Source organism: Mycobacterium sp. SMC-13, assembly GCF_045311035.1.
In the GTDB taxonomy this organism is placed as follows: domain Bacteria; phylum Actinomycetota; class Actinomycetes; order Mycobacteriales; family Mycobacteriaceae; genus Mycobacterium.
The window spans coordinates 180,665-193,792 of the sequence record NZ_JBJIAI010000005.1; the positions used below are offsets into that span (position 1 = coordinate 180,665).

The following is a 13,128-nucleotide window of genomic DNA, read 5'->3' on the forward strand; positions in this document are numbered from 1 at the left end:
GCGGGCCTACTTCCCGTGGGCCGCCAAAGTGTCGACTACCAGGCGAAGTACCTGGACAGCGCCGGCTTTGTCGAGGGGATCGTTCGCGTTGCCGCACTTGGGCGATTGCACACAGGAGGGGCAACCGTGACGGCACTCACATGCCTCGATCGCCGCGGCCGTGGCGGACCACCAGGTGGACAGCTGCCGGAACCCGCGGTCGGCGAACCCGGCACCACCGGGATAGCCGTCGTAAACGAAAATTGTTGGCAGACCGGACAAGTCGCCGGGGGCCGGGCCGGATGCGGTGGACACCCCGCCGATGTCGCCCCGGTCGCAACTGGCCACCAGTGGCAGTAGACCGATCGCGGCATGCTCGGCGGCGTGCAGCGAACCGGGTACGCGCAGCTGGTCAATCCCGTTGTCCAGCAATATCTCCGGTGTCACGGTGCACATGACCGCCATGGTGTCCAGTGTGCGGGTCGGCATGTCCAGGTCGACGAAATCGAGCACCGTGCCGTCCATGGCCCGGCGCAGGAAACCCACCACGGTGTTGGACACCGACACCGGGACGAGGCCGATGGCGACGGACCCGAATCGGTGGATTTCGCCGGTACCACGCACGCTGATATCGGTGACCTCGCGGGCCGACGTCGTGTAGCCGGGATTCTCGGCGTGCACGAAGGCCACGCCGGCCTCGAAGTCGAGCGCGTCCACCAGGTACGTCTCGCCCTGGTGCAGATGGACGGCGCCCGGATGCACCGAGGCCGGCGCCTGCCCGGCGCCGGTGCTGCCCAGCATGCGCCCGGTGCCGGACTCGAGGATGGCGATCTGCCCGCCGGACGAGCCCCGGATGTCCACCGCGGGATGCGGATCCACACCGGGCGCCGGGAAATAGCCGGCGGGCCGCTTGCGCAGCAGGCCGTCGTCGACGAGGGCTTCGGCCACCGCTTCGGCGTCCCACATCCGCACCTCGGCCGGTGTCAGTGGGAGTTCGGTTGCCGCGCACAACAACTGCGGTGACAGCACGTAGGGGTTGGCGGGATCGATGACGATCCGCTCGATGGGTTTGTCGAGTAGCGCGGCGGGATGGTGCACCAGGTAGGTGTCGAGCGGGTCGTCGCGGGCGATCAGCACGATGAGCGCGCTCTGCCCGCGGCGTCCGGCCCGCCCGGCCTGCTGCCAGAACGAGGCCACGGTGCCGGGGAACCCGGCCAGCACCACCGCGTCGAGTCCGGCGATGTCGACACCGAGTTCCAGGGCGTTGGTGGTCGCCAGGCCACGCAATTCGCCTTCTGTGAGAGCATGTTCCAGCGCCCGGCGGTCCTCGGCGAGATACCCGGCGCGGTACGACGCCACCAGCTCGGCGAGCTCGGGTGCGACGTTCTCGAGCCGGGCCCGGGCGCCGAGCGCGGTCAGCTCGGCGCCGATCCGGGAGCGGACGAACGTCAGGGTGCGGGCGCCTTCGGCGATCAGGTCGGCCATCACCCGGGAGGCCTCGGTGCCGGCGGCGCGCCGGACCGGGGCGCCGTTCTCGCCGATCAGATCGGTGAGCAGCGCGGGTTCCCACAACGCCACCGTGCGGCCGCCGTGCGGCGAGCCGTCCTCGGTGACGGCGGTGACGGTCTGGCCGAGCAGTTCGGACGCCGTCTGCGCCGGGGCGGCCGTGGTCGCGCTGGCGAACACCACTGTGGGTGCCGACCCGTAGCGCTCGCACAGGCGCAGCAGCCGACGCAGTACCATCGCCACGTTCGAGCCGAAAATGCCTCGGTAGTAGTGGCATTCGTCGATCACCACGAACTTCAGCTGTCGCAGGAACACCGCCCACCGCGCATGGTTGCGCAGCAGCGACAGGTGCACCATGTCGGGATTCGAGAAGATCCACCGGGAGCGCTCCCGGGCGAATTGCCTTGCCTCGGTGGAACTGTCGCCGTCATAGGCGGACGGCGCGGTGTTGTCGAGGCCGGGAATCGTGGCACACAGCGACTGCGCGGCCCGCAGCTGGTCGTGGCCCAGCGCCTTGGTGGGGGACAGGTACAGAGCGCGGGCGTGTACGTCGGTTTGCAGCGCGTGCAGGATCGGCAGTTGGTAGGCCAGGGATTTACCGGATGCGGTGCCCGTCGCGATCACCACATGCCGCCCGGCATGCGCCAGCTCGGCCGCGGACACCTGATGCGACCACGGCTGCGCCACACCACGATCCGTGAAGGCCTGTGTCACGTCGGCGCCAACCCAAGTGGGCCAGGGCATTCGGCGCGCCTGGCGCGGCGCCAGGTCGGTGACGTGCCGCAGCGGCTGCTCGTCGGCCGGGGTGCCGTCCAGCGCGGCCGCGAGTAGCTCGCGCCCGAAGTTCGACTCTCCCTGCGTCACAAGATGAATTGTTAACCACAGATCGCTGTGTGACTGTTGCGACCGCGTGGAACATGGTTGACTGATCTTGGTCGCAGCTTCTGTGTTCGTGTGTCAACACCCGGGAACGTCGTCTGCGTTCCCGGTACACCGGAAGACTCGGTGGCCCGCACCCGCAGTAACAGAAGGAAATGAAGGACAAATGCCACAGGGGACTGTGAAGTGGTTCAACCCGGAGAAGGGTTACGGCTTCATTGAGCAGGAAGGCGGCGGAGGCGACGTCTTCGTCCACTACAAGCAGATTCAATCCAATGGGTTCCGCACCCTTGAGGAGAATCAGAAGGTCGACTTCGAGATCGAGCAGAGCCCGAAGGGTCCGCAGGCTCTGAACGTCCGCACCGTCTGAGGTTCACAGACTCCGTAGAACGCCCCCGCATCGTCCGCGACGAAGTGGGGGCGTTTCGTATCGGTGGGTGGTCGCGCCCGGCCTCCCGGCCTTTTGGTCTGGGCTGGCCTACTGTCGGCAGGGTGAGTCAGCTGTCCTTCTTCTCGGCCGAGTCGGTGCCGCCTGCGGTCGCCGACCTGACCGGGTTGCTCGCCGCACCAGGACAGGTGGTTCGGGTGGGCGGCGATGTGCGGCTGTCCGTCGTCGTCGACGCGTTGTGGCGGGCCGAGGCGCTGGCCGAGATGATCGCCGAGGCGGGCCTGAAGCCCGAGATCACCCACACCGACGAGAAGACCCCGCTGGTGCGCACCGAGGCCGACGCCAGACTGGCCCGGATGGCCCAGGACTGGACCCGCGGCGCGGTCAAGACCGTGCCCGACGGGTGGTTGCCGGGTCCCCGCGAGCTGCGCGCCTGGGTGCTGGCCTCCGGTACCGCGGAACCGAACGGCTACCTGCTGGGTTTGGATCCCCACGCACCGGATACTCATTCGACACTGGCGTCGGCACTTATGCGAGTCGGGATCGCGCCGACCTTGATCGGCACCAGGGGACATCATCCGGCGCTGCGGATCAGCGGCCGTCGGAGGCTGTTGCGCCTGGTAGAGAACGTGGGCGAGCCGCCCGGGTTCACGGAGGCGTTTCTCCAATGGCCCCGGATTTAGCGGGTGCAGCCCGTATATTTTGGCCGCATCCGGTTTGCGTAGGCTCGCGCGGAGTGTCAAATTGTGACTTGCCTTGGAACCGGATGACCGTTAGGCATTCATTCGGTGTCCTAGTGCCGACCAAGAAGTGGAGCGTATAGATACGGTGGCTGACCTCGATGGTGCCGGTAGCGGCAGCCGGGTCCGGCGACTCGTCATAGTCGAGTCGCCTACCAAGGCGCGCAAGATTGCCGGTTACCTCGGCTCCAACTATGTCGTCGAATCGTCGCGCGGGCACATTCGCGACCTCCCGCGCAACGCCGCGGACGTGCCGGCCAAATATAAAGGTGAGGCCTGGGCGCGCCTCGGCGTGAACGTCGACGACAACTTCGAGCCGCTCTACATCGTCAGCCCCGACAAGAAGAGCACCGTCACCGAACTCAAGGACCTGCTCAAGGGTGTCGACGAGCTCTACCTCGCGACGGACGGTGACCGCGAGGGTGAGGCCATCGCGTGGCACCTCCTCGAGACGCTCAAGCCCAAGGTGCCGGTCCGGCGCATGGTGTTCCACGAGATCACCGAGCCCGCGATCCTTGCCGCCGCGCAGAATCCGCGTGACCTGGACATCGCCCTGGTCGACGCGCAGGAGACCCGGCGCATTCTCGACCGGCTCTACGGCTACGAAGTCAGCCCGGTGCTGTGGAAAAAGGTCGCGCCGAAGCTGTCGGCGGGCCGCGTGCAGTCCGTCGCCACCCGGATCATCGTGCAGCGCGAGCGCGAACGCATGGCGTTCCGCAGCGCCGGCTACTGGGACGTCACCGCTGAGCTGGACGCCAGCGTCTCCGATGCCAAAGCGTCCCCGCCGAAGTTCACCGCCAAGCTCAACACCGTCGACGGCCGACGCGTGGCCTCCGGCCGCGATTTCGACTCCCTCGGCGCCGTCAAGAAGCCCGACGAGGTGCTGGTCCTCGACGAGGCCGCTGCGGGCGCACTGGCCGCCGGGCTGCGCGGCGAGTCGCTGACCGTCAGCTCGGTGGAGCAGAAGCCGTACACGCGCAAGCCTTACGCCCCGTTCATGACGTCGACGCTGCAGCAGGAAGCCGGCCGCAAGCTGCGGTTCTCCTCCGAGCGCACCATGAGCATCGCGCAGCGGCTGTACGAGAACGGCTACATCACCTACATGCGTACCGACTCCACGACGCTGTCGGAGTCGGCCATCAACGCCGCGCGCACGCAGGCCGGGCAGCTGTACGGGCCGGAGTACGTCCATCCGACGCCGCGGCAGTACACCCGCAAGGTCAAGAACGCCCAGGAGGCACACGAGGCCATCCGCCCCGCGGGTGACGTGTTCCAGACCCCGGGCCAGCTCCACGGCGCCCTGGACACCGACGAGTTCCGGCTCTACGAGCTCATCTGGCAGCGCACCGTCGCCTCCCAGATGGCCGACGCCCGCGGCACCACGCTGTCGCTCCGTATCTCCGGCCAGGCCCGGACGGGCGAGCAGGTCGTCTTCAGCGCCTCCGGCCGCACCATCACGTTCGCCGGCTTCCTCAAGGCCTACGTCGAGAGCCTCGACGAGCAGGCCGGCGGCGAGGCCGACGACGCCGAGAGCCGCCTGCCGAACCTCGCGCAGGGCCAGCGCGTGGACGCCGCCGAGCTCACCGCCGATGGGCACACCACCAATCCGCCGGCCCGGTACACCGAGGCCTCGCTGATCAAGGCGCTGGAAGATCTGGGCATCGGCCGCCCGTCGACGTACTCGTCGATCATCAAGACCATCCAGGACCGCGGCTACATCTACAAGAAGGGCAGCGCCCTGGTGCCGGCCTGGGTGGCGTTCGCCGTCGTCGGTCTGCTGGAGCAGCACTTCGGGCGCCTGGTCGACTACGACTTCACCGCCGCCATGGAGGACGAACTCGACGAGATCGCCGCCGGCAACGAGCAGCGCACCAACTGGCTGACCAACTTCTACTTCGGTGGCGACCACGGCGTCGAGGGTTCGGTGGCCCGCGAGGGTGGCCTCAAGAAGCTCGTCGGCGTCAACCTCGAGGGCATCGACGCGCGAGAAGTCAACTCCATCAAGCTGTTCGACGACGCCGAAGGCCGCGCCATCAACGTCCGCGTCGGACGTAACGGGCCGTACCTGGAGCGGATGATCGCCGATGACGAGAATCCGGGTGAGCTGAAACCGCAGCGCGCCAACCTCAATGACGATCTGACGCCCGACGAGCTGACCCTCGAACTGGCCGAAAAGCTCTTCGCCACACCGCAAGAGGGCCGGGTGCTGGGTGTCGACCCGGAGACCGGGCACGAGATCGTCGCCAAGGACGGGCGGTACGGGCCGTACGTCACCGAGGTGCTGCCGGCGCCGCCGGAGGAGCCGGACGCCGGCACCGGCGCGAAGAAGACCAAGAAGCCCGTCGGCCCCAAGCCGCGGACCGGATCTCTGCTGCGCTCAATGGATCTCGAGACCGTGACGCTCGATGACGCACTCAAGCTGCTGTCATTGCCGCGCGTCGTCGGTGTCGACCCGGAGAGCAAAGAAGAGATCACCGCGCAGAACGGCCGTTACGGCCCATACCTCAAGCGCGGCACCGACTCTCGTTCGCTGGCCACCGAAGAGCAGATGTTCACCGTCACGCTCGAAGAGGCGCTGAAGATCTACGCCGAGCCGAAACGTCGTGGGCGCCAAGGGGCTGCCACGCCGCCGCTGCGTGAGCTGGGCACCGATCCGGTGTCGGGCAAGCCGATGGTGATCAAGGACGGCCGCTTCGGCCCTTATGTCACCGACGGCGAGACCAACGCGAGTCTGCGCAAGGGCGACGACGTCATGTCGATCACCGACGAGCGGGCCTCGGAGTTGTTGTCCGACAGGCGCGCTCGTGGCCCGGTGAAGAAGGCTGCCAAGAAGACCGCCGCGAAGAAGGCGGCGGCCAAGAAGACCGCCGCCAAGAAGGCGCCGGCGAAGAAGGCCGCCGCGAAGAAGGCCTAGGCACATTTGCCGGACTTCTCAACGCAGCTCGTACCTCGCTGCTTGATCGGCGTCCGGCCTAGCTGGCAGCTTCGGTTTCGGAAGCCGGCCGCGGCGACGCCAGCGACAGCGGCCGCGCCAGCTGTGTGGGCGCGGACCGGCCGCGCAGTTCGACGGTCTCGCCGACGTCCCAGCACAGTGCCTCGGCGTCCAGCGCACCGCTGACCGCGATGGCGGAGGCCAACACGTGGCCCTCTTCGAGCTTGGCGAGCTCGGTCAGGCGGGCGGCCTCGTTCACGGGGTCGCCGATCACGGTGTACTCGAAGCGGGCCAGCGCGCCGATGTGGCCGGCGATGGCGCGGCCCGCCGATACGCCGATGCCGAATTCCGTGGTGCCCAGCACCGTCACCAGTTCGTCGTGCAGATCACGGGAGGCGGCCAGCGCGGCACCGGAGGCGTCCGGGTGCTCGATGGGGGCGCCGAAGATGGCCAGCGCCGCGTCACCCTGGAACTTGTTGACGAACCCGCCGTGCCGGTTCACGGTGTCGACGATGATCCGGAAGAACTCGTTGAGGATCGACACCACCTCGGCGGCGGGCCGCGTCGACGCCAGCTGCGTCGACCCGATCAGGTCGATGAACAGCACCGCGACGTCGCGTTCCTGGCCGCCCAGCTCGGTGCCGCGCTCCAGGGCGCGGCGCGCGACGTCCTCGCCGACGTAGCGGCCGAACAGGTCGCGCAGGCGCTGCCGCTCGGACAGGTCGCGCACCATGTCGTTGAACCCGGCCTGCAGCAGGCCCAGCTCGCTGGCGTCGTAGATCTGCATGTGCGCGTTGTAGTTACCGCGCTGCACCTCGCCCAGGGCCCACCGCAGCTGGCGCAGCGGGTCGGCGATGGACATGGCGACCAGGACGTTGCCGGCCAGGCCGACGGCCAGCGCGGTGATCGCCAGCAGCAGGATGGGGGTGTTGAGCTGGTCGTTCTGGGCGATGAAGGTCGTGTACTGCCCGGCCAGCCGGGCCACGATGATGGCCAGTAGCGGCACGCCCGTCGACAGCACCCAGGTCAGCACCTGGCGCTGGATGACGCCGGGGGCCCGGAAGTTCTCGGGCACGCCGTCGCGCAGCGCCGCGACCGCGACGGGGCGCAGCACGCGCTCGGACTGCAGGTAGCCGATGATCGCGGTGGCGGTGGCGCCGAGCGCGCTGGCCACGGCGACGAACGGCGCCGAGCGGCTCGCCACCGGCCAGCTGGCGATGATGAACACCACCGAGCCGAGGAACCAGTTCCCGACGCTGATCAGCGTCCGGTAGTACGGCATCTTGAGCGCCCGGGTGCGGGCCAGCTCGGTGAATGCGGGGTCGTCGGCGTCGCCGTGCAGCGTGTCGCGCCGTTGCCAGCGGATCACGGGGATCAGCAGCCGCAGACTCAGCCAGGCCGCCACGACGAACGAGACGAACAGGACGGCCAGGAACACCGCCAGGTTCACCGCCGGCAGGTCCTGCAGCTGGATGCGATCCTCGGCCGGCAGACCGAACCGCAGGAAGCCCAGAACGAACAGGGCGCCGATGATGTCGGCCTGCAACAGGCTCAGCGTGAACACCGGCCACGGGGTGCGCGCCACCCATCGGACGAACCCCCTGATTCGCCCGATGCGCTCTACATCGGTGGCCACCCGCTAACCGTATCCGGCCAGGGCGACGGATATTGCCGCTGCGCGCAGGTTCGTGTCGTCCGCGCCGGTTACTGTGGGGCGCGATGAGCGGAGTTTTCTCGCGTTTGGTCGGCCAGGATGCCGTGGAAGCCGAGTTGGTGGCCGCAGCGCGGGCGGCCCGGGGTGATTCGGCTCACAGCGGGCTCACAACCGGCAGCATGACGCATGCGTGGTTGATCACGGGGCCGCCCGGTTCGGGCCGGTCCATCGCCGCGGTGTGCTTTGCGGCGGCGCTGCAGTGCACTGCGGAGGCCGCCGAGGGCGGTCCGGGGTGCGGCGCCTGCCGCGCGTGTACGACGACCATGGCGGGCACGCACGCCGACGTCCGGCGCGTGATTCCCGAGGGGCTGTCGATCGGTGTCGACGAGATGCGCGCCATCGTGCAGACCGCGTCCCGGCGGCCCGGAACCGGCCGCTGGCAGATCGTCGTCGTCGAAGACGCCGACCGGCTCACCGAGGGCGCCGCCAACGCGCTGCTGAAGGTCGTCGAGGAGCCGCCGCCGTCGACGGTGTTCCTGCTGTGCGCGCCGTCGGTGGATCCCGAGGACATCGCGGTGACGCTGCGGTCGCGGTGCCGGCACGTGGCGTTGACGACGCCGCGGGCCGACGCCATCGCGCAGGTCCTGGTCGAGAACGACGGCCTGTCCGAGGCCGACGCGCGCTGGGCGGCGTCGGTCAGCGGGGGACATGTGGGCCGGGCCCGCCGGCTCGCGACCGACGAGCAGGCGCGGTCGCGCCGGGAGCGGGCCCTGGGCCTGGCCCGGGACGCGGCGACGCCGGCGCGGGCGTATGCGGCCGTCGAAGAGCTCGTCGCCTCGGCTGAAGCCGAAGCGGTGGCCCTGACGGCCGGCCGCAACGAGGCCGAGACCGAGGAACTCAAGACGGCGCTGGGCGCCGGCGGCACCGGCAAGGGCGCGGCGGGGGCGTTGCGGGGCGCCGCGGGCGCTCTGAAGGACCTGGAGAAGCGGCAGAAGTCGCGGCAGACCCGGGCCTCGCGGGACGCGCTGGACCGGGCGCTGATCGACCTGGCCACGTATTTCCGCGACGCGCTGCTGGTGTCGTCGGGTGCCTCGGGCGCTGCTTCGCCCAACCATCCGGATATGGCCGACAAGGCCGCCGCGATGGCTGCGCACGTGCCCGCCGACCAGCTGCTGCGGTGCATCGAGGCGGTGCTGGCCTGCCGCGAGGCGCTGGCCACCAACGTCAAGCCGAAGTTCGCGGTCGACGCCATGGTGGCGACCATGGGTCAGGCCCTGCGCGCCGGACAACGGAACTGACTTTGGCTGCGCCGGACGTGTCCCGTAGACTCGTCCCGCCCCGCCTCGGTGGGGCGCGCCACCCTAGCTCAGTCGGTAGAGCAATTCACTCGTAATGAATAGGTCAGGGGTTCGATTCCCCTGGGTGGCTCCACAACTTTCGCGCTATCGACGCAGTTCTGGCTGCGCGTGCGGCCCCGCGGACGGCGTTTCGGCAACCGGCGCCACCACGCTCGGGTCCACGTTGAACCTCGGCTTCCGCAACGGGACCGCGATGCAGCCCTGAGCCTTGCCGTCGACGTACGAGCATTTCGTCTTGTCGCCGTTCTTGTCGGTCGTCGTGCAGGCCCCGTACAGGTGTCCGTTCCCGACCTTGGTTTCATAGGTCTGGTTCGAACCCATGCAGTCGCTGCCGACCGTGGCGTTGGCGCCTGGCGCGGTCAAGATCGCCGGAACGGCATACAGCGCGGCAGCACTCAGCAGGGCGGCGAATGTCGGCTTGATCATCGAGTTCGTGGTCATTGCTGGATTTCCTTTTCGGGTGGCTGTGGATGGCTGGGCGGGGATTCAGGAGCGTTCGACCTGAACCGGGACGAGGTCACCGGTCGGGATGTGGGTGCCTTTCACGGCCGTCCTCGGCACGGTGATGCAGCCCTGCGGCTTGTGATCGACCTCGGTGCACTGGGTCTTGACGCCTTCTTTGTCGGTCGTCGTGCAGCTCTCGATGATCGAGCCGTTCGATCGAGTGCCGATGGCGAAGGTGCCACCGCCTTTTCCACAGCGGGTCGCCAAAGACTCTGCACCGGCGAGGGGCGTCGTCAGCGCCAGCGGGGCCACGTACAGCGCAGCCGTGCCGATCAGGGTGGCCAGTGCGATGCGCTTGCCGTTTGCGGTGCCGGTGATGGTCATGGGAGGTCTCCTTTTCCGGTGGTCGCAGGCCCGGGCGGACTTGCTGACACAGGTAGGAGTGGGCACCGCCCCGGAAGGGGACAGTTTTTTCGGAAATACCTAGCGCGGCGCCAGGAACCCCACCGGCCCGGAGGCGACACACACCGACAGCGCCGACGTGTTGGCCTTCACCTGGATCGCGGCCCCCGCGCCGGGCAGGCGCACGAACACCCGGTTCAGGCCGGGGTGTACCGGCACTCGGGCCTCCCGGCCCTCCGGCAGCGACATGGTCAGGGAGCCGTCGCTGTTGGCGAGGTAGTTGATCTCGGCGGTCCAGTCGGCCGGCAGCAGCGGGCCGTCGAGCGGCATGGTGACCGGCGCGTCGGTCTGCACCAGGTAGCCGCAGTTCGGTGCCGGTCCCGGGGCGATCGTGCGGGTCCAGGTCACCTGGGCCGGCACCAACTGGCCGGTCGCGGTGAGCATCTGTAACGAGGTTGTGCTGGAAGCGAATTCGGGGCGGTCACGCAGCAGGGCGAACATGTGGCTGGCCAGGTTCTGCGGCCACGCCACGCGTTGCAGCACCAGGGGATCGACCTCCTGGTCCAGCAGTGGCACGCCGCGGGGCGCATGGGCCAGCGCTGCCTCGGCGTTGACGAGGTAGGCGCGCGTCGGGTTGTCGCGCCAGCTGGGCAGGAACGTCGCCCACGAGTACAGGCTGCTGGCCACGAATGCCGTTGCGGCACAAGCAACAACGACGCGGCGCCGCGGGGAGTCGTCGAACCGCGCACTCCGGTTGGGTGCGCAGAACGCGACTGCGGCCAGCAGCGCCAGTACCACGACGAGATCGGACAGATAACGCAACGTCTGTGCCAGCTCGAGGGCGGTGAACTTCGACGACCGCATCAGATAGATCGGCACCTGGCACGCCACCACGTAGCCCACGGCCGCCAGCCACACCGGGCCCAGTCGCCGCTTCCGCAGCAGCGACACCGCAACCACGGCGGCGAGAACCAGCCAGCCGAGGACCATGACGGCCGGGCCGGGCGTCGCCCACGGGGACGCCGGCGCCCAGCGCTGCCAGTCCCACGGACCACCGGCCAGCGTGGGCACCAGGCCGTGCGTGACGGACCGCGCCAGCAGTTCCCACGTCATCGCCAGGTCCAGCGTCCAGCGCTTCTGGTTGACCACCAGCAGGTAGACCCCGACCCAACCGATGGTGATGGTCAGCAGCCCCAGCCACAGCCGCAGGCCCCGGCGCCACACCGAGACTCCGGCGCCCGTCACATACATCAGCAGCCAGCACACCGCGAACGCGGTGAACGGGATCACCGCGGACTTCTCGAAGAACAGCAGCCCGCCCAGGTAGGCCAGGCAGCCGGTCCACACGTACCGCGGATTTCCGGTGCGGACCAGCAGGATGGCGTCGGCGCAGACCCAGGCCATGGCCGCGGCCATCGGCAGCGCGTTGAGCCCCGCCGACCACCACGCGAAGGCCGGCACGCCCAGGGGCGTGAACAGCGCGAAGGTCAGTGGCACCAGCAGTACCGGCCGCCACCCGAGGATCACCCGCAGGGCGCGCACCAGTGCCAGCGACGCGACGAGTTGCAGCAGCACCAGGCTCAGTGCCGGCCAGAACCACTGCAGCGGCGCCAGCCGCGTCAGCACCCCGGCGAGCAGGAACCCGGCAGGCATGACGTGTCCGTCGTGGTCGTTGAAGAGGAAGTCGGACGACAGCAGGGAATGGGTTCCGGCCTGGCCGATCAGGATCAGGTCGTCCCAGTAGAAGTAGCCGCCGAATGCCAGGACCGCCCGCAGTATCAGCTGCAGCACCACCAGCGCGGCGGCGGTTCGGGCGACCCAGTTCACTCTTGTCGACTGTACGGGGCGTCACGCAGCAACCGTCGGTATGGTTGCGCCGTGCGAACACTTGTCACTGGTGCTGCCGGCTTCATCGGGTCGACGCTTGTCGACCGGCTCCTGTCGGAAGGACACGACGTCGTCGGGCTCGACGACCTGAGCAGCGGCAAGGTCGACAACCTCGCCCAAGCCGAGCAGAACGAGCGATTCGAGTTCGTGAAGGCCGACATCGTCGACGCTGATCTGCACGCGATCGTGGCCGAAGAGCAGCCCGAGGTGATCTTCCACCTGGCCGCGCAGATCTCCGTCGCGCGGTCGGTGACCGACGCGCCGTTCGACGCCGGGGTCAACGTCGTCGGCACCGTGCGGCTGGCCGAGGCCGCGCGCAGCAACGGCGTGCGCAAGGTCGTGCACACCTCGTCGGGCGGGTCCATCTACGGCGTCCCGCCGGGCTACCCGACCAACGAGGACATGCCGGTCGATCCGTCGTCCCCGTATGCCGCCAGCAAGGTGTGCGGCGAGGTCTACCTCAACATGTTCCGCAACCTGTACGGGCTGGACTGCTCGCACATCGCGCCGGCCAACGTCTACGGCCCGCGCCAGGATCCGCACGGCGAAGCCGGTGTGGTCGCGATCTTCAGCCAGGCGCTGCTGGCCGGCCGGCCCACCAAGATTTTCGGTGACGGCACCGATACCCGCGACTACGTGTTCGTCGACGACGTCGTCGACGCCTTCGTGCGGGCCGGCGGCGAAGCCGGTGGCGGGCAGCGGTTCAACGTCGGCACCGGGGTGGAGACGTCGGTGGCGCAGCTGCACACCGCGATCGCCGCAGCCGTCGGCGTGCCGGATGCTCCGGAGTTCCACCCGCCGCGTCTCGGTGACCTGCGCAAGTCCTGCCTGGACATCAGCCGGGCGAGTGCGGTGCTGGGGTGGAGCCCCAAGGTTGCGCTGGCCGAGGGCGTGGCCCGAACGGTGGACTTCTTCCGCGCCTGACCTGCGAGTATGCAGAAAAAGATTGTAAGTACTCA

10 protein-coding genes and 1 tRNA gene are annotated in these 13,128 nt (G+C 68.8%); 6 read left to right on the forward strand and 5 right to left on the reverse strand.

Annotated elements, in window-relative coordinates; translation table 11 throughout:
- Window positions 1-6: 6 nt before the first annotated feature.
- The gene (locus tag ACJH6I_RS09910) at window positions 7-2,349 is read right to left on the reverse strand and encodes a DEAD/DEAH box helicase (RefSeq protein WP_318985384.1); all 2,343 of its coding nucleotides are present in this window, start codon (window positions 2,347-2,349) and stop codon (window positions 7-9) included.
- 181 nt (window positions 2,350-2,530) lie between these two features.
- Between ACJH6I_RS09910 and ACJH6I_RS09915 the strand changes: the two genes are divergently transcribed.
- From ACJH6I_RS09915 to topA, 3 genes are all read left to right on the forward strand, one after another.
- Complete coding sequence (locus ACJH6I_RS09915; protein WP_020100960.1) at window positions 2,531-2,734, forward strand: cold-shock protein; 204 nt, start codon at window positions 2,531-2,533, stop codon at window positions 2,732-2,734.
- Between the two features lie 122 nt (window positions 2,735-2,856).
- Window positions 2,857-3,435 carry a hypothetical protein gene (locus ACJH6I_RS09920; protein WP_061000103.1) on the forward strand — a complete coding sequence of 193 codons (579 nt, stop codon included), beginning with the start codon at window positions 2,857-2,859 and terminating at the stop codon, window positions 3,433-3,435.
- A 136-nt stretch (window positions 3,436-3,571) separates the two neighbouring features.
- On the forward strand, window positions 3,572-6,406 hold the full coding sequence (topA, locus tag ACJH6I_RS09925; RefSeq protein ID WP_406784046.1) for a type I DNA topoisomerase: 2,835 nt from the start codon (window positions 3,572-3,574) through the stop codon (window positions 6,404-6,406).
- Window positions 6,407-6,464: 58 nt separating this feature from the next.
- Here the strand turns inward: topA and ACJH6I_RS09930 are convergent, their stop codons facing one another.
- On the reverse strand, window positions 6,465-8,060 hold the full coding sequence (locus tag ACJH6I_RS09930) for an adenylate/guanylate cyclase domain-containing protein (protein WP_318985386.1): 1,596 nt from the start codon (window positions 8,058-8,060) through the stop codon (window positions 6,465-6,467).
- An 83-nt stretch (window positions 8,061-8,143) separates the two neighbouring features.
- Between ACJH6I_RS09930 and ACJH6I_RS09935 the strand changes: the two genes are divergently transcribed.
- Together ACJH6I_RS09935 and ACJH6I_RS09940 are read left to right on the forward strand one after the other, a co-directional pair.
- A complete protein-coding gene (locus ACJH6I_RS09935; protein ID WP_406784031.1) occupies window positions 8,144-9,376 on the forward strand; it encodes a DNA polymerase III subunit delta' in 1,233 nt (410 codons plus the stop codon).
- A 57-nt stretch (window positions 9,377-9,433) separates the two neighbouring features.
- Window positions 9,434-9,509 (forward strand) — tRNA-Thr (locus ACJH6I_RS09940).
- An 11-nt stretch (window positions 9,510-9,520) separates the two neighbouring features.
- Here the strand turns inward: ACJH6I_RS09940 and ACJH6I_RS09945 are convergent.
- The 3 genes from ACJH6I_RS09945 to ACJH6I_RS09955 form a co-directional block, all read right to left on the reverse strand.
- Window positions 9,521-9,877: a hypothetical protein gene (locus ACJH6I_RS09945; protein WP_406784032.1), complete on the reverse strand. Its 357-nt coding sequence runs from the start codon at window positions 9,875-9,877 to the stop codon at window positions 9,521-9,523.
- A gap of 45 nt (window positions 9,878-9,922) precedes the next feature.
- Complete coding sequence (locus ACJH6I_RS09950; protein ID WP_318985389.1) at window positions 9,923-10,264, reverse strand: hypothetical protein; 342 nt, start codon at window positions 10,262-10,264, stop codon at window positions 9,923-9,925.
- Between the two features lie 99 nt (window positions 10,265-10,363).
- A complete protein-coding gene (locus tag ACJH6I_RS09955) occupies window positions 10,364-12,109 on the reverse strand; it encodes a hypothetical protein (protein ID WP_406784033.1) in 1,746 nt (581 codons plus the stop codon).
- A gap of 51 nt (window positions 12,110-12,160) precedes the next feature.
- Here ACJH6I_RS09955 and ACJH6I_RS09960 point away from each other — a divergent pair, with 51 nt between their 5' ends.
- Complete coding sequence (locus ACJH6I_RS09960; RefSeq protein ID WP_226519899.1) at window positions 12,161-13,093, forward strand: NAD-dependent epimerase/dehydratase family protein; 933 nt, start codon at window positions 12,161-12,163, stop codon at window positions 13,091-13,093.
- Window positions 13,094-13,128 lie beyond the last annotated feature (35 nt).

What these genes read in the sequence shown, in the direction of transcription:
- ACJH6I_RS09915 (WP_020100960.1), top strand. Translation starts at nt 2,531, where the DNA reads ATGCCACAGGGGACTGTGAAGTGGTTCAACCCGGAGAAGGGTTACGGC.
- ACJH6I_RS09935 (WP_406784031.1), top strand. Translation starts at nt 8,144, where the DNA reads ATGAGCGGAGTTTTCTCGCGTTTGGTCGGCCAGGATGCCGTGGAAGCC.
- ACJH6I_RS09945 (WP_406784032.1), bottom strand. Translation starts at nt 9,877, where the DNA reads ATGACCACGAACTCGATGATCAAGCCGACATTCGCCGCCCTGCTGAGT.
- ACJH6I_RS09950 (WP_318985389.1), bottom strand. Translation starts at nt 10,264, where the DNA reads ATGACCATCACCGGCACCGCAAACGGCAAGCGCATCGCACTGGCCACC.